Annotated in this window: 14 protein-coding genes; 7 read left to right on the forward strand and 7 right to left on the reverse strand. The window is 72.8% G+C overall.

Translation table 11 applies throughout. The features are described from left to right. The first annotated feature begins 129 nt into the window (after nt 1-129). From ACQEU6_RS13930 to ACQEU6_RS13940, 3 genes are read left to right on the forward strand one after another with little or no spacing between them, the layout of a single operon-like run. Nucleotides 130-1,143: a hypothetical protein gene (locus ACQEU6_RS13930; protein WP_499332047.1), complete on the forward strand. Its 1,014-nt coding sequence runs from the start codon at nt 130-132 to the stop codon at nt 1,141-1,143. Between the two features lie 21 nt (nt 1,144-1,164). After that, on the forward strand, nt 1,165-1,845 hold the full coding sequence (locus tag ACQEU6_RS13935; RefSeq protein ID WP_499332049.1) for an RNA-binding protein: 681 nt from the start codon (nt 1,165-1,167) through the stop codon (nt 1,843-1,845). A gap of 30 nt (nt 1,846-1,875) precedes the next feature. Continuing rightward, nucleotides 1,876-2,760 carry an inositol monophosphatase family protein gene (locus ACQEU6_RS13940; RefSeq protein ID WP_499332051.1) on the forward strand — a complete coding sequence of 295 codons (885 nt, stop codon included), beginning with the start codon at nt 1,876-1,878 and terminating at the stop codon, nt 2,758-2,760. A 22-nt stretch (nt 2,761-2,782) separates the two neighbouring features. On the opposite strand, the gene ACQEU6_RS13945 is transcribed toward ACQEU6_RS13940, so the two are convergent. After that, the gene (locus ACQEU6_RS13945; RefSeq protein ID WP_499332053.1) at nt 2,783-4,009 is read right to left on the reverse strand and encodes an ArsB/NhaD family transporter; all 1,227 of its coding nucleotides are present in this window, start codon (nt 4,007-4,009) and stop codon (nt 2,783-2,785) included. Between the two features lie 99 nt (nt 4,010-4,108). Between ACQEU6_RS13945 and ACQEU6_RS13950 the strand changes: the two genes are divergently transcribed. Next, complete coding sequence (locus ACQEU6_RS13950) at nt 4,109-9,970, forward strand: TIR domain-containing protein (RefSeq protein WP_499332055.1); 5,862 nt, start codon at nt 4,109-4,111, stop codon at nt 9,968-9,970. 196 nt (nt 9,971-10,166) lie between these two features. On the opposite strand, the gene coaE is transcribed toward ACQEU6_RS13950, so the two are convergent. From coaE to ACQEU6_RS13975, 5 genes are all read right to left on the reverse strand, one after another. Continuing rightward, nucleotides 10,167-10,763: a dephospho-CoA kinase gene (gene coaE, locus ACQEU6_RS13955; protein WP_499332057.1), complete on the reverse strand. Its 597-nt coding sequence runs from the start codon at nt 10,761-10,763 to the stop codon at nt 10,167-10,169. Between the two features lie 42 nt (nt 10,764-10,805). Beyond that, a complete protein-coding gene (locus tag ACQEU6_RS13960; protein ID WP_499332059.1) occupies nt 10,806-11,297 on the reverse strand; it encodes a GNAT family N-acetyltransferase in 492 nt (163 codons plus the stop codon). A gap of 147 nt (nt 11,298-11,444) precedes the next feature. Further along, nucleotides 11,445-13,397, reverse strand: coding sequence for an endonuclease/exonuclease/phosphatase family protein (locus ACQEU6_RS13965; RefSeq protein WP_499332061.1), 1,953 nt, complete (start codon nt 13,395-13,397; stop codon nt 11,445-11,447). 218 nt (nt 13,398-13,615) lie between these two features. Beyond that, complete coding sequence (rpsA, locus tag ACQEU6_RS13970) at nt 13,616-15,097, reverse strand: 30S ribosomal protein S1 (RefSeq protein ID WP_499332063.1); 1,482 nt, start codon at nt 15,095-15,097, stop codon at nt 13,616-13,618. Between the two features lie 236 nt (nt 15,098-15,333). Then, complete coding sequence (locus ACQEU6_RS13975) at nt 15,334-16,248, reverse strand: polysaccharide deacetylase family protein (RefSeq protein WP_499332065.1); 915 nt, start codon at nt 16,246-16,248, stop codon at nt 15,334-15,336. Between the two features lie 733 nt (nt 16,249-16,981). Between ACQEU6_RS13975 and ACQEU6_RS13980 the strand changes: the two genes are divergently transcribed. After that, nucleotides 16,982-17,284, forward strand: coding sequence for an iron chelate uptake ABC transporter family permease subunit (locus tag ACQEU6_RS13980; protein ID WP_499332069.1), 303 nt, complete (start codon nt 16,982-16,984; stop codon nt 17,282-17,284). A 254-nt stretch (nt 17,285-17,538) separates the two neighbouring features. Here ACQEU6_RS13980 and polA read toward each other — a convergent pair whose 3' ends face one another. Further along, a complete protein-coding gene (gene polA / locus ACQEU6_RS13985; protein ID WP_499332072.1) occupies nt 17,539-20,229 on the reverse strand; it encodes a DNA polymerase I in 2,691 nt (896 codons plus the stop codon). Nucleotides 20,230-20,307: 78 nt separating this feature from the next. Between polA and ACQEU6_RS13990 the strand changes: the two genes are divergently transcribed. Together ACQEU6_RS13990 and ACQEU6_RS13995 are read left to right on the forward strand one after the other, a co-directional pair. Then, a complete protein-coding gene (locus tag ACQEU6_RS13990) occupies nt 20,308-20,724 on the forward strand; it encodes a PaaI family thioesterase (RefSeq protein WP_499340181.1) in 417 nt (138 codons plus the stop codon). A gap of 258 nt (nt 20,725-20,982) precedes the next feature. After that, a complete protein-coding gene (locus ACQEU6_RS13995) occupies nt 20,983-21,555 on the forward strand; it encodes a DUF4352 domain-containing protein (RefSeq protein WP_499332074.1) in 573 nt (190 codons plus the stop codon). Nucleotides 21,556-21,565 lie beyond the last annotated feature (10 nt).

Consider the following 21,565-nt stretch of genomic DNA (forward strand, 5'->3'; position numbering starts at 1 on the left):
CCCACCTGCAGGGCTTTTCCAGCGAATGGACGCTGTGGTTACGATGACCGCGCCGGCCGTGCCGTTCGTGGGGGCGCCCCTCAGCGTCCCCGAGCGCCCCGGCGCCGACAAGGACGGGGAAACCGCGCAATGGCCCGATTCGGCAACTGGTTCGGGAAGAACGCCGACGCAGTGATCGCGCTGGTGCTGGCGATCGTCGTGGCGGTGCTCGGACTCGGGGTGAACCTGCCGAACGAGACCGAAATCACCAACAGCGGGATCCTCGCGGTGATCGGTCTGCTGGCGACGTCGGTGCTGCGCGACCGCGGGCGGCGCATCCCGGTCGAGGCGGAGGTGCGCGACACGCTGCGCGCCTCGTCGGCCACGCTCGGTGAGCTCGACGCGAAGCTGACCCACATCGAGAGCTTCGAGGGCGTCCTGGCCGACACCAAGCGCGCGCTGGACGAGACCACGGTCGTGCGGGTCATCAGCGGCGCGCAGGTGGCGCAGGTCCTGGCGGAGGCCCGCCGCGACACCGACCGGTGGTTCTTCAAGGGCGGGACGGGCACCTACATCCGCGCGCGCACGCTGCCCGAGTGCGTGGCGGCCGCGCGCCGGGAGCGGCGGACGCTGCTGTTCCGCCTGGAGATCCTCGACCCGACGAACGTGGAGGTGTGCGAGGCGTACGCGCGCCACCGCCGCTCGGTGTCGGACGGCCCGGACGCCACGGGCGAGCCGTGGACGCTGGAGCGCACCCGCAAGGAGGCGTACGCCACGCTCCTGGCGGCGTGCTGGCACAAGCAGCGGTTCGCGATGCTCGACATCGACATCGGCCTCGCGCAGACGATGACGACGCTGCGCTACGACCTCGCCTCCTCGCGCGTCGTGGTCACCCGTGACGACCCGCGCGGCGAGGCCCTGGTCATCGACAGCGCCAAGTTCTACTACAGCTGGGTGAGCGCGGAGCTGCAGACCAGCCTCGACCAGGCGCGGCGCGTCCCGGTCGAGCAGGCCAGGCTCGCTCCCCTGGACGACGAGCCGACCGTGGAGGAAGCGCGCAAGCTCTTCGAGGTCATCGGAATCGACCTCGCGCAGGGCTATACCGACCGCGACGTCATCGAGATCATAAGAAAGGCCCTGCGGGCCAAGGACCCCTACGAGTGACCGAAGGGTGAGGCGGCCGGAGTGAGGTACGAGGAGATCCGTGAGGAGATCCACGCCGGTACCGCGGCGCGGACGCTGCCGGCATGGGCGGGGCGGATCCTCGGTGGAGTCCTGGACGACGCCGCGGCGGGCCTGTCCTCTCCTCCCGCGGTGCGGCACCCTCTGGGCTTCCTGTGCCTTCCCCTGGAGCGCAGCGGTGACTTCGGGGTGTGCCTGCACATCTGGACACCGGAGGTGCGTCCGGCGCCGTCCACCACATCGCTGGTCCACTGCCACAGCTGGGACCTGCTCAGCTTCGTCCTGTACGGGACGGTCCGGAACGTGCGGATGGACGTCGGCGAGGCCTCCGGCACTGGGACGCAGCAGGTCTTCGAGGTCGTGAGCCAAGGCGATCTGGACGAGTTGAGAGCGACCGGTCGCGCCGTCCGCTGCGCCCCGGCCAAGTCCAGCACGCACCAGACCGGGGAGTCGTACACCCTGCCCGCCGGTGTCTTCCACAGCACGCTGATAGAGGACGGCCGGGACGCCGCCACGGTCGCCCTGGGCCGGCAGACGCCGGGCGGGGGCGACCTGTCGCTCGGCCCTCTGGACGTTCCCAGCCACAAGGTGCGCCGTTCGCGTTCCGACCACGCCGACACCGTGCGGGCCCTGCGGCGCTCGGCCCGCAGGATCGCCGCCGCCCACTGCTCGCCGCGCCGGTAGCCGGACGCAGGATCCCACTGGAGAGGCCCGATGAGACCCACGACCCCGTCAGCGGCCCTTCCGGTCGATCTTTCCGAGGCCCGCCGCGTGGCGGTGGAGGCGGCGGAGGCGGCGGGCGCGCTGCTCAGCGCCCGCGTGGACGGCCCCCTCGGGGTGCGGCCGAAGGGCGCGGGCGGGGACGTGGTGACCGAACTGGACACCGCCGCCGAGGACCTGATCGTCGGGCGGCTGCGGGCCGCGTATCCGGGGCACCGGATCATCGCCGAGGAGGCGGGGATCCTCGACGGCGCGCCCGGCGATGACATGGTGTGGCTCGTCGACCCGCTGGACGGCACCAACAACGTGGCGATCGGCATGCCGGTGTACGCGGTCGGGCTGGCGTTGTGCGCGCGCGCCGAGCCGGTCTTGGGCGTGGTGCACGACCCCGTGAGCGGCCGGACCTGGTCGGCGGTGCGCGGGCGGGGCACTCTCGGCCCGGACGGGAGGGCCCTGACCCTGGCCGACCGCCCCCGGCCGGGACGGGAGAAGAACCCGCTCCTGGCCTGGACCCAGGGCCACCAGGTCGGCGCCGGCGATCCGGTGGCGTTCGCGATGCGCTCGGCCTTGGAGCTGCGTTGCGCGCGCATGCTGCAGCTGTGGGCGCCGCTGGTGGCGTGGACGATGCTGGCGCGCGGCGACATCGACGGCATCGTCGGCTACCTGCCCGAGATCGTGGACCTGCCCGCGGGGATGCTGGTGGCCGCCGAGGCGGGCGCGGAACTGCGCCGCCTGGACGGGGCCCCGTACGAACTGGGCATCGACCGCCCGGCGTCCGAGCTGGGTTTCGTGGCGGCGCGTCCCGAGCTGCTCGACCGGCTCCTGGAGACCACGGCGAAGATCGACCCGCCGGACGGGCGCGCCCCGCTCTCCCGGTGAGGCCGTTCCGGAAGGGCCGGGCTCAGCCGGTCAGCAGGAGGGCCCCGACGGCGGCGGCCGAGCCCGTCACGGCCAGGACCGTTCCCGCCAGGACGAACGTGCGCATCGGCACGCGCACGTCCCAGCGCCGGCACCACTCGAACCACAGCAGCGTGGCCAGCGACCCCCAGGGCGTGATGACGGGCCCCACGTTGGTCCCGACGAGCAGTGAGAGCAGCTGGTCCTTGTTCGAGGCGGGCACGGCCGATTCCCCGGCGACGTAGGCGGGGAGGTTGTTGAGGACGTTCGACAGCCCCGCCCCCGAGAACGCCGCCCGCACCGCTCCGACCGTGCCGCCGTCGTCGCCCACCAGGGCGCGCATGGCGTCGTCCAGCCCGAACCGCTCCAGTGTGGGGACGACGAGGAAAAGCCCGGTGACGAACACCATGAGCTGCCAGGGGATGAGCGCGGGGCGCAGTACCGACCGGTCGCGCACCACGAAGGCGACCAGGGCCACGACGGCGGCGGCGGTCGCGGCGAGGCCCAGCTGGATCCCGGTGTGCACGCCCGCCAGGATCGCCCCGATGAACAGCAGGCACGCGGCGCCCGTGGCGGAGAACAGCACCCGGTCCTTGACGGGAACAGGGGCCGGCGGGTCGTAGGTCTCCTCGCCGCGCATCCGCCGCCGCCAGTAGAACACCCACAGCAGAACCATGGTCACGGCGAGGACCGCCAGTTGCGGCACCCACATGCGGGCCGCGAACGCGCGTGTCTCCAGCGCCACGCGGTCGGCGGCGAGCAGGTTGGTCAGGTTGGACACCGGGAGCAGCAGGCTCGCGGTGTTGGCCAGCCATACCGTCGTCATGGCCAGCGGGAGGGTCGCGATCCGCGCGCGCGCCGCCAGCGCCAGCATGACCGGAGTGAGCAGCACCGCGGTCGTGTCCAGGTTGAGAAAGACTGTGGTGAGCGACGCGAACGCCACGCACAGCAGGAACAGCGCCGCGTAGTTGCCGCGCCCGGCCTGGGCCATCCGCTGCGCTATCGCGTCGAAGACCCCCGCCTCCTTGGTCAGCTCCGCCAGGATGATGACGCTGAACAGGAAGAGCAGCAGGGGGGCGATCCGTCCGACGCTGGAGCGGGCCGTGTCGGCGGGCAGCAGGCCGGTGGCGACGAACACCAGGCCGAGCACCAGCACGGCGATGCGGATCCAGTCGAGAACGCCCAAGGAGCCGGCGGCACGGCGCAGGGCCTCGGTCGGAGGGGGCGGCACGCGCGTCATGATTCCATAGGCGCCCCGCCGCGCTTTCACGGGCCGCCGGTGGCGGCCGGGTCACTGCGTTTTGGCCGTGCGCCGCGCGATACTGGCGCCATGACGACCCCCGGCCACCCCCAGGAGCGCCCGACCGACTTCTTCATCAGCTACTCGCCGGCCGACGAACGGTGGGCGTCCTGGATCGCCTGGCAGCTGGAGGCCGCCGGGCACCGCACGATGATGCAGGCCTGGGACTTCGTGCCCGGAACCAACTTCATCGACTACATGGACCGGGGCCTGTCGGAGGCCAAGGTCGTCGTGGCGGTGCTGTCGCGCAACTACCTGCGCTCGCGGTACGGGCGGATGGAGTGGATGGCGGCGCTGCGGGCCGACCCCGACGACCCCGCCCGCAAGCTGGTCACGGTCCGCATCGAGGACTGCCCGATCGACGGGCTGCTCTCCACGATCACCTACGTGGACCTGGTGGGGGTGGACGAGCCGGACGAGGCGCGGCGGCTGCTGATGCGGCGCATCCAGGAGGCCCTCGCCGGCCACGCGCGCCCCCTCGACGGCCCTGGCTTCCCCGGAGGGGCGCCGAACCGCCCCGGCCCCCTTCCCGGTGGCCGGGAACCGCTGATGGGCCGCCTGGAGGAGGCTGAGGGGCCGGGAGGCGGGAGCGGGCGGCCCGAACCGGCCGGGGAGCGGCCCGCGCGGCGCGCGCCCGTCGCCGCGCCAGCGTTCCCGGCGGCGGGCGGCGGGCAGGAGCCGCGCGAGCACCTGACCGTCCTGCACGTCTCCGGCCCCCGGTTCGGCCGGACGCTGGCCGAGCCCGGCGAGCCGACGACCGCGACCGAGCTGCAGGACCGGATCTGGAGCGATGTGACGCGGCTGGCCGACTCCGGCGTGCCGCGGCCCGACCTGCTCGTCGTCACGGGCAACATCACCCACTCGGGCAGCCGCAAGGAGTTCGCCGAGGCGCTGTCGTTCCTGACGAGCCTGCGCGCGCTGCTCGGCCTGGAGGCGCAGCGCGTCGTGGTGGTGCCGGGCACCCACGACGTCACCCGCGCGGCCTGCCAGGCGTACTTCTCCAGCTGCGAGGCCGACGACATCGAGCCCCAGCCGCCGTACTGGCCGAAGTGGCGGCACTACGCGAGCCTGTTCAAGGAGTTCTACCAGGGCATCGACGCGCTCATCTTCGACAGCGCCCAGCCGTGGACGCTGTTCCCCGTCCCCGACCTGAAGATCGTGGTGGCCGGGCTCAACTCGACGCTGCCGCAGTCCCACCGCGAGGAGGACCGCTACGGGCGCGTCGGCCAGGCCCAGGCCGCCTGGTTCAACCAGCGGCTGCGGCACTTCGAGGACGAGGGCTGGCTGCGTCTCGGCGCGGTCGAGCACACGCCCATCGCGGGAGAGCCCGGCGCGCTGCGCGACCCCGAGACGGTGGAGACGCTCCTCGCCGCCCACGTCAACCTGCTCTTCCAGGGGACCGAGTCGGAGTTCGGCGCCGTCCCGCTGCTGGAGGGCGGCGTCCCCTCCGTCCCGGCGCTGGGCCCCGGCCGGCACCAGGTGGTCGTCGTGCGCGGGGACGGGCTGGAGCGCTGGATCCCCGAGGACGCCGCGAGACGCGGCCCGGAACGCCTCGAACGGACCTGGACGGCCGCGGGCGGAACGTTCCCGCAGCCCCTCGCGCAGACCCCTCCGGCCCCTCCCGCCCCGGAGCTCGGCCCCGGCGGGGACGGCACCGCGGACCCCGTCCCCGACCCCGCGGAGCGCCTCCTGGACCGCCTGACGGAGGCGTGCGAGACGCGGTTCGAGCGCGCCACCATCCGGCGCGTCGTCCCCCCCGCGCGCGAGGAAGGCCGCTCCGACCCGCCGCACCTGCTGCTCACCCACCTGGAGGACGGCTTCGTCCGCCAGTACCGCATCGGCGCCCACGTGGGGCAGGTGACCGAGGCCGACGTGGACGCGTTCGTCAGGCACGTGCACGCCGACGGCAGCGACCACGGCTCGGAACTGGTGTACCTGGGGCCGGCGCCGGCGCGGTCCGTGCGCGACGACGCGCTGCGCCGCGGCATCCGGGTGCGCAGCCTCACCGAGTTCCAGGGGCTGGTCGACCTGTCGGAGTACGTGGCGGCCCAGACGGGACGGCTGTCGGCGGGCGGGGTCTACCCGCCGTCCCTGTACGTGCCGCAGCGCTACCGGGAGCTCGACCGGTTCCTCCCGGAGGGCGGCCGGGGCGAAGAGCGGCGTCCGGGCGCGGACGTCCACGACGACGTGGTCGGCGAGATGCTGCGGCTGCTGGCCGCCGACCACGGGCGGTTCCTGCTGCTGCTCGGCGACTTCGGCCGCGGCAAGACCTTCGCCCTGCGGGAGCTGGCCCGCCGCATCCCGGAGGAGCTGCCGCACGTCGTCCCGATCCTCATCGAGCTGCGGGCGCTCGACAAGGCGCACTCGGTGGACGGCCTGGTCGCCGCGCACCTGGCCAACCACGGCGAGGAGCTGATCGACCTCAAGGCGTTCCACTACATGCTCCGCCAGGGCCGCATCGTCCTGCTCTTCGACGGGTTCGACGAGCTGGTGACGCGGATGACCTACGACCGGGCCGCCGACCACCTCGACACGCTCCTGCAGGCCGCCCAGGACAAGGCGAAGATCGTGGTGGCGAGCCGGACGCAGCACTTCAAGTCGCAGGCGCAGGTGCTGACCGCCCTCGGCGAGAAGGTCGGCGTGCTGCCGCACCGCCGCGTCCTGTCCCTGGAGGAGTTCACGCCCCCGCAGGTCCGCTCGTACCTGGTGAACCGGTACGGCGACGAGGGCGTGGCCGAGGAGCGGCTGAGCCTGCTCGCGGGCGTCGAGGAGCTGCTGGCGCTCACGTCCAACCCGCGGATGCTGTCGTTCATCGCCGACCTGCCCGAGGACCGGCTGCGCGCGGTCGCGCAGGCGCGCCGGGCCGTCAGCCCCGCCGACCTCTACCAGGAGATCCTGTCGTCCTGGCTCGCGTACGAGGCCGAGCGCGTCGGCGGCGCGGGCGGCCCGTCCGGCCTGGGGACCGACGACATGTGGCAGGCCGTGGGCACGCTCGCACTGCGGCTGTGGGAGGGCAACGAGCAGTTCCTGCGGCTCGCCGAGCTGGCCGACGTCGCCGACGCCCTCACCGGGCTCGCCGACGGGCGGATGTCGCCGCACCAGGTCACCCACGCCGTCGGCGCCGGGAGCCTGCTCGTGCGCACGCCCGAAGGGCTGTTCGGCTTCATCCACACGTCCGTCATGGAGTGGCTCGTCGCACGGCACATCGCGGACGAGTTCGCCAAAGGCGAGGCACCGGCCGCCCTGAGCCGCCGTGCCCTGACCCAGCTCGCCGTCGACTTCCTGTGCGACCTCGCCGACACGCGCGCCTGCCAGGAGTGGACGGCCCGGGTGCTCGCCGACCCCGAGGCCGACGACATCGCCCGCGCCAACGCCATCCGCATCACCACGCGGCTGCGCACCCCCGCCCACACCGACCTGCGCGGCGCCCGCCTCCAGGGCGAGGACCTGTCCTACCGCGACCTCCAGGAGGTCGACCTCACCGGCGCCGACCTCACCGACGCCCAGCTCGTCGGCGCGAACCTCTCGCGCGCCGTCCTGCGGGACGCCTCCCTGGCCGGGGCGCGCCTCGACGAGGCCACGCTGACCGGCGCCGACCTGCGCGGCGCCGACCTGTCCCGGGCCCGCCTCGCCCGCGCCGACCTGCGGGACGTCGCCGTGGAGGGCAGCCGCTGGACCCGCGCCGCCCTCGTGGACGCCGCCCTCCCCGACCGCGTCGCGGCCGCCCCCGAACTGCGCGAGGCGGCCATCGCGCCGGGCCGTCCGATCGACATCCAGGTCGCGCCGGCCGCGGTGGGCGTCCCCTACGGCTTCCACTTCCAGACCAGCCGCCTCCCCCAGCCGCTCGCCTACAGCCCCGGAGGCTCCGTCCTGGCCGTCGGCAGCGAGGACGGCGGCGTCCTCATCTGCGACGCCGTCACGGGCACGCCGCTGCGCAACCTGCAGGGCCACACCGACCGCGCCTACGCGGTCGCCTTCGACGGCGCGGGAAGCCTCCTGGCGAGCGGGTCCGCCGACGGCTCCGTCCGGTTGTGGGACCTCGCCACCGGCCACACCACGCACACCATCGCCGTCCACCCCGACGGCGTGTGGCCCCTGGTGGTCGGGGGCCGCTCCCCCGCCGGCAACGACCTCGCCGCCGCCGGCGCCGCCGACGGCGCCATCCGCGTGTGGGACACCGTGTCCGGCCTGCTCCTGCACGAGCTGCCCGGGCACACCGCCCCCGTCTACACCGCCGTGTTCGACCCCGCCGGCTCCCTCATGGTCACCGGCGACGCGGGCGGCACCCTGCGCGTCTGGGACCTCGCCACCGGCGCGCTGCGCCGCGAGCTGGCCGGCCACCACGGCGCGGTGTTCCGCGCCGTGTTCCACCCCGACGGCTCCCTGCTCGCCGCCGGGGACGAGGCGGGCGTCGTCCGGCTCTGGGACATCCGCACCGGCGAGATCCGCCAGGAGCTCCTCGGCCACACCGGCCGCGTCTACGCCATCGCGTTCCACCCGGACGGGGACCTCCTCGTCACCGGCGACACCGACGGGACCGTCCGCGTCTGGGAGGACGGCCGGCAGCGCAGCGTCCTCACCGGCCACGGCGGCGGCATCTACCAGGCCGGCTTCAGCCCGGACGGCGGCCGGCTCGCCACCGCCGACAGCGCCGGGTCCGTCCGCCTGTGGGACCCGCGCACCGGCCGGCAGCGCCTCGAACTGGCCGGGCACCGCGGCGCCGTGTGGCCGTTCGCGTTCCGCCCGGACGGCGCCCAGCTCGCCACCAGCAGCAACGACGGCACGGCGCGGATGTGGGACGCCGAGACCGGGCAGTGCCGCACCGTGCTGCGCGGCCACGGCCGCCGCGTCACCGGCGTGACGTTCAGCCCCGACGGCGGCATGCTCGCCGCCAGCGGCAACGACGGCCTCGTACGCCTCTGGGACCCGCGCTCCGGCCGGATGATCCGCGAGCTGCGCGGTGTCGCCGACAACCTCACCTCCGCCGCGTTCAACGTCCGCGACTCCCAGCTCGCCACCGCCACCAACGACGGCGGAGTGCACCTGTGGCAGGCCGGGACGGGCATGTTCGAACGCGAACTGAACGTCGAGACCGACCACGTCTGGGCGCAGGCGTTCGCCCCGTCCGGGGACGTCCTCGCGACCGCCAACGACGACGACTCCGTCCGGCTCTGGTACTGGACGACCGGCCGCGAGACCGTCAACCTGGCCGCCCACCGGGGCCGCGTCCGCTCCATCGACTTCCAGCCCGGCGGCGCCCTGGTCGCCACCGGCTGCGACGACGGCCTCGTCCGCCTCTGGAGCCCCCTCACGGGCGAACTCGTCGCCGCGCTGCGCGGCCACGGCGACCGCGTGTACCAGGTGTCGTTCTCACCGTCCGGGGAGACCCTCGCCAGCGCCAGCAACGACGGGACCGTCCGCCTCTGGGACCCCGCCACGGGCGACCCCAGGCACACCCTCACCGAACACACCGGACGCCTGTGGACGACCGCGTTCCACCCGTCAGGGACGATGCTCGCCAGCGCCGGCGACGACATGGTCGTGCGGCTCTGGAACCCGTCCAGCGGGCGCCTGCTCCACACCCTCGCCGGCCACACCCGCCGCGTCTGGTCCACGGCGTTCAGCCCGGACGGCTCCCTCCTCGCCACCGCGGGCGACGACGGCGCCGTCATCCTGTGGGACGTCACCGACCGCGCCGCCCCCGCGCGCCGCGCCACCCTCCTCGGCCTGGCGGAGGGCTGGGCCGCCCTGGCCCCCGACGGCCGCTACAAGTGGGAGGGCAACGCCACCGCCGAGTTCTGGTACGCCGTGGGCATGTGCCGCTTCGAACCAGGCGAACTGGACGCCTACCTCCCCGAAGTGCACCGCCTCCCCCTCGACGCCCCGTTCTAGGCTGTGTTTCAGAGTCCCGGCCCACTTCGCTCGCCTGACGGCTCGCTACTCGACCGGGCCCAGGCGAACGCGGCATCGCTTCGCGATCTGCCCGGTTCCGCTCGCCTCCGGCCTCGCTCCACCGGGCAGCTCACGCGTTCGCGCGCGTGGCCGAGACCACTGCGAGACAGGCCGTGAGTCTTCTGCTGGCTGGTCCCTAGGCGATGCGCTGGGCAAGGGTGGCCCAGAGGGTGTCGATCTGGGTCTTCAGGTCGGCGAGGGTGCCGGAGTTGTCGATGACGTGGGTGGCGACGGCGCGGCGGTCGGCGCGGGACGCCTGGGCGGCCATGCGGGCGCGGGCGTCCTCCTCGGTCATGCCGCGGCGGGCGACGAGGCGGTCCAGCTGCGTCTCCTCGGGGGCGTCCACGACGACGACCTCGTCGTACATGCCGGCCAGGCCGTTCTCCGCCAGCAGGGGGACGTCGTAGACGACGACCGCGTCCGCGGGGGCGGCGTCCATCAACTCCTGCATCCGCTCCCCCACCAGCGGGTGGACGATCGCGTTCAGGGCGGCGAGCCGGTCGGGGTCGGCGAACACGACGCGGCCGACCTTCTCCCGGTCGAGGGCGCCGGACGGCAGCAGGACGTCCTCGCCGAACTCCGCCACGACGGCGGCCAGGCCCGGCGTGCCCGGCTCGACCACCTCGCGGGCGATCCCGTCGGCGTCGATGACGACCGCGCCGTGCTCGCGCAGCCGCTTCGACACCTCGCTCTTGCCCGAGCCGATCCCGCCGGTGAGTCCCACTTTCAGCACGGGACACACCCTAGCGGCGCTGCGGCCGAGGGGTTCCGGCGGCTAGGCGGTCCCGGCGGGGACGAGGGCCTTGCGCATGTGCACGAGGGTGAGGTGCGCCGCGACGCGCTCGCGGTGCGTCTCGGAGTAGCCGAGCCGCCGGTACAGGCGCAGGTTCGCCTCGCTGAGGTGGCCGGTGAACAGCACGCACGCGGCGGCACGCCCGGCGATCTCGCCCTCCAGCTCCGTCAGCAGGCGCCGCCCGATGCCGCGGCGCTGCAGGTCGGGGACGACGACGAGCCGCCCGACCAGGCACGTGCGGTCGCTGAACTGGGCCCGCACGGCGCCGACGAGGCGGCCGCCCAAGACCGCCTTCATCGCCACGGCGTCGCCCGCCAGCACCTTGCGCAGCTGCTCGACCGACTCCACCAGCGGGGAGATGAACGGGTCGCCGTACAGCTGCGCCTCCGCGACGTAGGCGGCCCGCTGGACGGTCATCATCTCCCCCGCGTCCGCCGGGGCCGCCCGCTCGATCACGACCGCCTCGTCGCTCATGCGCGGTCTCCCGGCGGGGGGCCGACCCCCCGCACCCCCCGGTTCGCTTCGCTCATGCGCAGTCCCGGCGGGGGGCCGACCCCCCGCACCCCCCGGTTCGCTTCGCTCATGGCATGGACCCTAGCGGCGGGCGGCGCCGCCGTCCGCTCACCGGCCGATCCGGACGGTCACCGCGACGGGGTAGTGGTCGGAGGCGTCGGACTCGGGCACGTCGTAGTCGGTGACGAGCACCCCGTCCGACCCGAAGACCCAGTCGGTGCTGGTGCCGTCGGACCTGGTCGGGTACTGCTCGCCGCCGATCGCGGTGTTGCGCAGGTCGGTGCCGTCGGTCATCGCGGTCAGCTCCGGGCTGCCCGGGCCCGCGTTGAAGTCCCCGCCGATGATCGTGCGGGGCGCGCCGCCCCAGGCGCGCAGCAGCGCCGCGATCTCCCGGGCGCGCTCGTTGCCCCGGTCGTCGCCGCCCTCCAGGTGCGTCGACCACACGTCCACCGTGGTCTGGCCCACGGCGAGCCGCGCCCACACGTAGCCGCGGATCTGCGACCAGTCGCCCTTCGGCATCCGGCCCGTCCCGGAGCTGCGCACCGGCAGCGACGTCAGGATCGCGTTGCCGAACTGGCCGTCGGCGGCGGGTCCCCAGATCAGCTTCATGCCGAGGCGCCGCGACAGCCACACGGCGACGTCGGTCGTGCCGGACAGCAGCGACCCGCGCCCGGCCTCCTGCAGCAGGACGACCTGGGCGCGCTGCCCCTCGATGACGCGGGCGACGCCCTCGGGGTCGAGGCGCCCGGACTGGTTGACCGCGTCGTGGATGTTGTAGCTGAGCACCCGCACCTGGCCCCCGGCGGGCGCCGCCGGGGCCTCGCCGTCCGGGGCGGCGACGGTGAACACGAGCGTGCCGGCCAGCAGGACCAGCGCGGCGCCGCCGGCGGTCAGGGCCCGCAGCGGGACGCGCGCGGGCAGCGGGCCGCCGCGCGCCGCGGCGATCGCCGCGAGCGCGCCGAGCAGGATTCCGGCGAGCCCGGGCAGCAGGTTGTTGGGGACCGGCAGCGGCGACACCGCGCTGACCTGGTACGGGATGAGGATCGCGGCGACGAGCAGGCCGCCGACCGCGGCGCCGGCGTCCACCCGCCAGACGGGCCCGCCGGTCCCGGCGCGGCGCAGCGGCGCGCGGCACGCCACGGCCAGCAGCCACGCCGACAGCACCTGCCCGACGATCACGACGGGGACGACCTCGATGCCGGAGACCGCGTACGTCCCGGCGACGGCGCCCGCGCCGACGCCGAGGACCGTCCCGCCGAGCACGCACACGCCGCCCGGCACGGCCCGCACGGCGAGCCCGGACGCGAGGAACGCCAGCGCGAGGCCCTGGCCGATGACGATCGCGACGTGCGCGCCGGTCAGCGACTGCCACCCCGACGAGGCCACGAACGCGGGGCTGGCGAGGACGAGGATCTGCAGCGCGAGGAACGGCCCGAACGCCGCGGCGCCGAGCGCGTCCCGCCAGGACACGCCGGGCGCGGTGACGGGTCCGGACGCCAGCTCGCGGTAGAGCGCGGCGGCGCCGACGCCGACGAACGCCAGGCAGGCCAGCCAGGGGCCGACGCCGTCGCGCCACACCGGGTCCCAGGTGGCGAAGCACATCCGCACGGCGCCGTCGATGGACAGGCCCGCGACGGTGGCGGTGGCGAAGCCGACCCCCGACAGGCCGCGTGCGCCCTCGTACAGCGCCGCGACGGCGATCATGCCGATGGCGGTGCCGGCGAACGCGAGCCAGGTGCGCGGGTCGAGCGCCTGCGCGAGGAGCCGGACGGCGAACAGCCCGCCGATGCCGGCGAGCAGCAGCCCGCGCGGGCCGGCGAGGCGGCGGATCAGGGGGGACGCGAACCCGGCGAGGTAGACCACGATCACCGCGCCGGCGGCGGCCGCGGTCCCGGCCTCGTCGGCGAAGTGGTCGAGTTGCGGCAGCGAGAACCGCAGCGTCTGCGCCAGCACCGCGACGGTGACGGCGATCAGCGCGAGTCTGGCGGGGCCCTGCGGGACGATCGGGGGGCCGGCGGCGGCCGGGCCGCCGGTCCTGGTGCCTACGTCTGTGCTGGCCAATTGAACGACTGCTCCCGGGGGACGAGCGGACCTTCGGGACGTGCGGATGCTGCGGGGCGCACCGAGCCGGCGCATGCCTTCAAGGTCATGGTGGCGCAACCGCAGCACGGCCGGAGGCCGATCTCGAAAGATCGTTCTCCGGCCGTGTTCAGGGTCTCACCGGCGCCGCCGCGCGGGCCGCCGGAGCGGCCGCGCGCGGACGGCGCGTCGGCTGGGCGTCACTGCCCGCCGGAGAGCTTCTCCCGCAGTGCGGCGAGCGCCTCGTCGGTGGCCAGGGCGCCACCGCCGGACTCGCTCTCGCCGCCGCCGGAGTAGGAGGTCTCGCCGCCGCCGCTGCTCGCGGGCTCGGCACCCGCCTCCGCCTCGGCCTTGCGGGCCTCCTCGATCTGCTTGCGGTGGGCGTCGAAGCGGGAGCGGGCCTCGGCGTACTGCCGCTCCCAGGTCTCGCGCTGCTCGTCGAAGCCCTCAAGCCACTCGCCGGTGTCCGCGTCGAAGCCCTCGGGGTACTTGTAGTTCCCCTGGTCGTCGTACTCGGCCGGCATGCCGTACAGGGTCGGGTCGAAGTCCTCTTCCTCGATCCCCGCGGCGCCCTCGTTGGCCTGCTTGAGCGACAGGCTGATCCGGCGCCGGTCGAGGTCGATGTCGATGATCTTCACGAAGATCTCGTCGCCGACCTGGACGACCTGCTCGGGGATCTCCACGTGGCGCTCGGCCAGCTCGGAGATGTGCACCAGGCCCTCGATGCCCTCCTCGACGCGGACGAACGCGCCGAACGGCACCAGCTTGGTGACCCGGCCCGGGACGACCTGCCCGATCTGGTGGGTGCGGGCGAACTGCTGCCACGGGTCTTCCTGGGTCGCCTTGAGCGACAGGGAGACGCGCTCGCGCTCCATGTCGACGTCCAGGACCTCGACCGTGACCTCCTGGCCGACCTCGACGACCTCGGAGGGGTGGTCGATGTGCTTCCAGGACAGCTCGGAGACGTGCACCAGACCGTCGACGCCGCCGAGGTCGACGAACGCGCCGAAGTTGACGATCGAGGACACGACGCCCTTGCGGACCTGGCCCTTCTGCAGGGTGTTGAGGAAGGTCTGGCGGACCTCGCTCTGCGTCTGCTCCAGCCAGGCGCGGCGGGACAGGACCACGTTGTTGCGGTTCTTGTCCAGCTCGATGATCTTGGCCTCGAGCTCGCGGCCCACGTAGGGCTGCAGGTCGCGGACCCGGCGCATCTCGACCAGCGAGGCCGGCAGGAAGCCGCGCAGCCCGATGTCGAGGATGAGACCGCCCTTGACGACCTCGATGACCGTGCCGGTGACGATGCCGTCCTCGTCCTTGATCTTCTCGATCGTGCCCCAGGCGCGCTCGTACTGAGCGCGCTTCTTGGACAGGATCAGCCGGCCCTCCTTGTCCTCCTTCTGGAGGACGAGGGCCTCGACGTGGTCTCCGGTGGAGACGACCTCGTTCGGGTCCACGTCGTGCTTGATGGACAGCTCGCGCGAGGGGATGACGCCCTCGGTCTTGTAGCCGATGTCGAGGAGGACCTCGTCACGATCGACCTTGACGACAGTGCCTTCGACAATGTCGCCGTCGTTGAAGTACTTGATGGTCTCGTCGATCGCGGCGAGGAAGGCTTCCTCGGACCCGATGTCGTTGACCGCTACCTGCGGGGTGGTCGAGGTGGCCTCGGTGCTGCTCGTCATGTGTCGGCTGGCTCCGGTACGGACATGGAAGTCGTGATGGGCAATGCGCGGAGGGCCGTTATCCGCCCTGCCGAGGACCGGAAGGGAACGCGGGCAACCGCCGCGTCAGTGAACCGAACCGATGTCGACCTGACCGAGCGCGAGCCTGCTCCGTCCGAAGCGCGCGCAGGCCCACAGCGCAGCGATCAGGATATGGGACTGAACTCCCGTGGTCAATCCGCCACGGGGGTCCTCGATCAGTACATCCGCGCGAAGCCCCGGTACCGCTTGGCGAGCCGGTCCTCGGCCGCCTTGGGAAACGTCACGGTGTTCGGGTCTCCGTCAGATGTGTACCGCTCGTCGGGGTTCTTGTCCAGGTACTCCAGCCACGCCGTGGAGCAGTACTTGGTGCAGTCGTTCTCCTTGATCTTGCCCTCGGAGCGCACCCGGTCGATGTTCCACCGGTCGAAGTCGGCGGCGAACGGCGAGACCGACGGCCGCCACCCGGCGAGGAAGATCCCCTGGAAGCCGTACCGGCCGTCCTGCTTCTCGGCCCACGCCTTCTTCTTCGGGACGGCCCCGAACGGGTACGCGAACGTCGTCGCGTGCGCCCCGGTGAGCCGGACGATCCTGTCCTCCATGTCGCCGATCTCCTTGTGCACCCCCTTCTCGGACATGCCGGACAGGCTCGGATGGGACACCGTGTGGTTGCCGAGCTCGAACCCGTGCTGCTGGAGCCACCTCAGCCCGGCGGCGGCCCGCGTCTCGTCCATCCCGAACAGCTCCTTGTTCAGGTAGAACGTCGCGACCGGCCGGAATCCCGGGTTCTCCCGCGCGACCTGCTCGATGACCGCCACGGCCGTGTCGGGCGCCGGGTTGCCCTGCGGGTCCAGCCCGAAGTGCCCCGGCGTGCTGTCGTCGAACGTCAGCACCACGGGATGCCGGCCCGCCGGCACGTCGATCCGCCCGCTGACGAACTCGGCCGCAGTGATCGGGTAGTAGCCGTCCTTGGCGAGCCCGGTCAGCTCGTCGTACAGCTCCTTGCTCGACCGGTCCAGCGACAGCTCCGGCTTCTTCATGATCCGGTGGTACATCAGCACCGGGACCTGCCCCAGCTCGTTCGCCTTGGCCGCGACCGCCGCTGCCGCGGCCGCAGGAATGGGCGTGGACACCGTCACAGAAGGCGTAGCGCTCCCAGAGGCCCCCGGCAGAGGCGCGACTCCCGCCTTGGCGGCTCGCGCGGTGGCCGGCGCCTCAGAAGCGGCCCCGGCCTGCTGGGCCACGTTCTCCCTGCGATGCTCCTTCCGCCCCCCGGGAAGCGTCAGCCCCAGGACCACGGCGCAGACGACCACAACTCCAGCGATCTTGTGAAGGAGAGGCACATTACCCCCGCCGGTCGACCCGAACAGGACCAGGAGGACAGCGTACGACCCCCCGGACATCTAAGGACACCAACCGACGTACCCATATGACCCTCACCCACCACCCCCGCCCCACCGCACATCAACCAAAGTCCGAAAACCCCCGGCAAAACTCCCGGCTCTCGGCCTTACAAAAGGCACACACAAGGATTGATAGTCACTATTAGAACAAAACAGAATTAAAGGTACAAACAGTCATGAATTCGGCCCCGCGGGCGCGGCGCGAGACGCACCAGCCGCGGCCGCGCAGTGGCGCCGCTCCCGCGGACGGCCCAGAGGTGGGACGACCAGGGCCGAGCCGACCCGCCCGCAGGCGCGGGCCGCTCGTCCGTCCCACCTGTCCAGCGCCGCGACGAAGGGCGGGGCGGTCGGTCGCATCGCGCAATGAGCGCGGTTCACGGAGAACCCGCCCGCGTCCCGTCCCGAGGCCGGGACCGCGGCGGCGCGGAGGCGGCGCCTGGCGGGGCCGGGCCTGCTCGTCGCGGTGCTCGCGGCGTCGCCGGCCGTCGGAGCGCGGGCGCTGAGCCCCGGCGAGGTCTGGGACGGGCTGTACGCGCCGCCGGACTCCGATCAGCCGCTCACCGAGATCAGGCTCATCGTGCAGACGGTGCGGGCGCCTCGGACGGTGCTCGCGATCGTGGCGGGCGCCGCCCTGGGTGTCGCCGGGGCACTGATCCAGGGGTGCACGCGCAGCAGGCAGGTTCAAGCGAAGCAAGAACCTGATCGCGCAGCGAGCCCCAAGGCGAGCCGAAGCGATCCCAGCGATCGCCGCAGTGCCCGACGATGAAGGGCCGTCAGGCCCGAAGGAGGAGAGCACCGCCCAAGACACAACACCGACCCGCACCCACCACCGCGACCACCCCGGCCCCGCAGCAACCACGCCACAACCCCAACGACCGCGATCGCGTCCGAAGGCAGGTTCAAGCGAAGCAAGAACCTGATCGCGCAGCGAGCCCCTGGGCGAGCCGGAGCGATGCCAGCGATCGCCCGCTTTATCGACGATGGAGGGCCGCCAGGCCCGAAGGAGGAGAAAAAGCAATCCTAATGAGCAGCGTCCTGCCAGGTGCGGCCGGTGCCCATGGAGACGCTGAGGGGGGCGCGGAGTTCGTAGGCGTCGGCCATTTGGGTGCTGACGAGGGTTTTCAGGTCGTCGAGTTCGCCCGGGGCGACTTCGAAGACGAGTTCGTCGTGGACCTGGAGGAGCATCCGGGAGGTGAGGCCGGCGTCGCGGAGGGCGCGGTCGACGTTGAGGCTGGCGACCTTGATGATGTCGGCGGCGGAGCCCTGGATGGGGGCGTTGAGGGCCATCCGTTCGGCCATCTCGCGGCGCTGGCGGTTGTCGGAGTTGAGGTCGGGCAGGTAGCGGCGGCGGCCGAGGATGGTCTCGGTGTAGCCCTCCTGGCGGGCCTTGGCGACGATGTCGCGCAGGTAGTCGCGGACGCCGCCGAACTGCTCGAAGTACTCCTCCATGAGGCCGCGGGCCTCGTCGGGGGAGATCCGCAGCTGCTGGGAGAGGCCGTAGGCGGACAGGCCGTAGGCGAGGCCGTAGTTCATGGCCTTGATGCGGGCGCGCAGTTCGGAGTCGATCTGCTCGGGCGGCAGGCCGAAGACGCGGGAGGCGGTGATGGTGTGGAAGTCGGCGCCGGAGCCGAAGGCCTCCAGCAGCGCCTCGTCCTCCGACAGGTGCGCCATGATGCGCAGTTCGATCTGGGAGTAGTCGGCGGTGAGGAGGGACTCGTAGCCGTCGCCGACGACGAAGGCCTCGCGGATCTGGCGGCCTTCGGCGGTGCGGATCGGGATGTTCTGCAGGTTGGGGTCGGTGGAGGAGAGCCGGCCGGTGGCGGCGATCATCTGGTTGAACGTGGTGTGGATGCGGCCGGCGTCGTCGGCCATCGGGATGAGGGAGTCGACGATGCTCTTGAGCTTGGCGACCTCCCGCCACCGCAGGATGTGCTCCAGGACGGGGTGGCCGTCCTTCTCCAGGAGGGTCGTGAGGGCCTCGGAGTCGGTGGTGTAGCCGGTCTTGGTGCGTTTGGTCTTGGGCAGGTTCAGTTCGTCGAACAGGACCTGCTGGACCTGCTTGGGCGAGCCGAGGTTGAATTCGCGGCCGACGGCGGCGTGGGCCTGCTGCTCCTGCTCCTTGACCTGGCCGCCCAGGGACGCCGACAGGCCGGCCAGGTGGTCGGCGTCGACGGCGATGCCCGCGCGTTCCATGGCGGCCAGGACGCCGACCAGGGGCAGTTCGACCTCGTGCAGGAGGCGGGTGGCGCCGCGCTTGTCGAGGTCCTTGTCGAGGACGTCGGCGAGTTCGGTGACGGCGCGCGCGCGGACGGCGAGGGCTTCGGCGGCCTCCTCCTCCCCGGAGCCGTCGAGGGTCAGCTGGCCGGAGTCGTCGGTCTCGCTGCGGAGCTCGCGGTGCAGGTAGCGCAGGACGAGGTCGGCGAGGTCGAAGGTGCGCTGGCCGGGGAGCGCGAGGTAGGCGGCGAGGGCGGTGTCGCTGGTGACGCCCTCCAGCCGCATGCCGCGCGCGGCGAACGCCAGCATCGGGCCCTTGGCCTCGTGGACGGCCTTGGGCCGGGCGGGGTCGGCGAGGTAGGCGGCGAGGGCGCGCTCGTCGTCCTCGATCAGCTCGACCGGGTCGAGGTGGACGGCGGGGCCCTTCGTGGACGCCAGCGCCAGCGCGGTGATCTCGCCGGTGCCGCGGCCCCAGGCGCCGGTGACGGCGACGCCGATCCGCCCGGCGGTGTTGGCGTCGAGCCAGGCGCCGAGCGCGCCGGGTTCGAGCGCCTCCACCTCGACGTCGAAGCCCTCCTCGGCCTCGGGCTCGGCCGCCGAGATCGAGGCGTAGAGCCGTTCGCGCAGGACGCGGAACTGCAGCGAGTCGAAGAGGGTGTGGATCTCCTCGCGGTCCCACTGGCCCATCGTCAGCTGCGGCGGCGCCAGCTCCAGGCCGACCTCGCAGTCGAGCTTGTTGATCTGCTGGTTGCGCAGCACGCCGGACAGGTGCTCGCGCAGGTTGTCGCCGGCCTTGCCCTTGATCTCGTCGACCCGGTTCACGAGGGTGTCGAGGTCGCCGTACTTGGTGAGCCACTTGGCGGCGGTCTTCGGGCCGACGCCGGGCACGCCGGGCAGGTTGTCGCTGCTCTCCCCCACGAGGGCGGCGAGCTCGCGGTACCGCTCGGGCGGGACGCCGTACTTGGCCTCGACGGCGGCCGGGTCCATCCGGGCGAGCTCCGACACGCCGCGGACGGGGTACAGGATCGTCACCGAGTCGTCGACCAGCTGGAACGCGTCGCGGTCGCCGGTGACGACGAGCGTCTGCATCCCGGCGCGGGTCGCCTGGACGGAGAGCGTGGCGATGATGTCGTCCGCCTCGAACCCGGCGACCGACAGCCGCGGGACGCGCAGCGCGTCCAGCACCTCGAAGATCAGGCTGACCTGGCTGCGGAACTCGTCGGGCGTCTTCTGCCTGCCCGCCTTGTACTCCACGTACTGCTCGTGCCGGAACGTCGGCTCGGAACGGTCGAACGCCACCGCGATGTGGGACGGCTGCTCGTCGCGCAGGACGTTGATGAGCATCGAGGTGAAGCCGTACACGGCGTTGGTCGGCTGCCCGTCGGTCGTGGAGAAGTTCTCCACGGGCAATGCGAAGAACGCCCGGTAGGCCAAGGAGTGGCCGTCGAGCAGCAGAAGCCGGTCGCGCTTGTCAGGGGTCGTTGGTGAGGTCGCCACACGAGGACTCTAGTCTGCGCGTACGACAGTTTTGTGGAGGCGTAAGTGACTGACACCGACGGCGCGCGCCCGGAGGACCTGGGCGCGAAGATCCTCGCGGGGGAGGACTTCGACGCGCATGGCGACCTGGCGAAGACCATGGGCGTCGAGTACCTGGAGGCCTCGGCCGAGCGCGTCGTGGGCCGCATGCCGGTCAAGGGCAACACCCAGCCGTACGGGCTGCTGCACGGCGGCGCCTCCTGCGTCCTGGCCGAGTCCCTCGGCTCGGTCGGCTCCGCCCTGCACGCGGGCCCGGACCGCATCGCCGTCGGGATCGAGATCAACGCCACCCACCACCGGTCGGCGGCCGAGGGGTACGTCACCGGCGTGGCGACCCGCGCGCACGGGGGCCGCACCCTCGCCACCTACGACATCGTCATCACCGACGACCAGGACCGGCGGGTCTGCACGGCGCGCCTCACCTGCATGCTCCGCGACGCCCCGGCCGGCCGCTGACACGGCGTGATCCGCGCTTTCTTTGCGATGCGCGGCCCCGTGTCTGTAGCGTGGATCAGAACGACCCGGGGTCACCGAGTAGACAACGTACGCGCCCGGGGAAGGTTCGTACGGCCCCAAAGGTGACCCCGGGTCAACGCATGTCCGGGCAGGCCCCCACTCCCCGACACCGGTGTAGGTCCATCACCGGTTGCGGTTGCGTTGCGAAACGATCCCGCCCGTTCACCCGCCCCGGGCGCCGGACGTACCTTCCGAGGCATGCGCCACCCTGACACGCGCACCCTCGGCCCCATCCGCCTGAGCACCGTCCTCGCGGGCGCCGCGCTCGCCGCGGCCCTCCCGCTCGCCGGGTGCTCCGGCTCCGGGAGCGCCCGCTCACTCCCCGACTACAAGATCCCCGCCGAGAAGGCGCGGGAGGGCGAGGCCGTCCCCGAGGGCAAGACCGGCAAGAGCGCCGACATGCGGTTCACCGTCGTCGGCTTCCGCGAGGCCATGACCGACGTCATGGGCACCCACGCCGCCATGAACGCCAAAGGGTCCTTCACCCGCGTGCGCGTCCTGGCCGTCAACACCGGGCGCGACATCCAGGTCTTCGACACCTGGCGGCAGCGGCTCGTCACGGCCGACGGCGCGACCCACTCCCCCGACGTCAACGCCACCATGATCAAACGGCAGCCGGAGCGGCTCTCGGTCGGCGCGTCCATGCGCGTCGAGTTCGACCTGTGGTTCGACGTCCCCCGCGGCGCGAGGACCAGGGCCGTCCGGCTGTACGGCTCCCCGCCGGTCGGCGCCACGACCGACCCCGCCCCGGCCGAGATCAAACTCCCCTGACCCCCGGAAC

The organism is Spirillospora sp. CA-108201, assembly GCF_050936235.1.
Classification (GTDB): Bacteria; Actinomycetota; Actinomycetes; order Streptosporangiales; family Streptosporangiaceae; genus Spirillospora.

Bases quoted from the DNA above. Each gene is read 5' to 3' on its own strand.
- ACQEU6_RS13930 (WP_499332047.1), top strand. From the start codon at position 130: ATGGCCCGATTCGGCAACTGGTTCGGGAAGAACGCCGACGCAGTGATC.
- ACQEU6_RS13960 (WP_499332059.1), bottom strand. From the start codon at position 11,297: ATGAGCGACGAGGCGGTCGTGATCGAGCGGGCGGCCCCGGCGGACGCG.
- ACQEU6_RS13995 (WP_499332074.1), top strand. From the start codon at position 20,983: ATGCGCCACCCTGACACGCGCACCCTCGGCCCCATCCGCCTGAGCACC.
- rpsA (WP_499332063.1), bottom strand. From the start codon at position 15,097: ATGACGAGCAGCACCGAGGCCACCTCGACCACCCCGCAGGTAGCGGTC.
- ACQEU6_RS13940 (WP_499332051.1), top strand. From the start codon at position 1,876: ATGAGACCCACGACCCCGTCAGCGGCCCTTCCGGTCGATCTTTCCGAG.
- ACQEU6_RS13950 (WP_499332055.1), top strand. From the start codon at position 4,109: ATGACGACCCCCGGCCACCCCCAGGAGCGCCCGACCGACTTCTTCATC.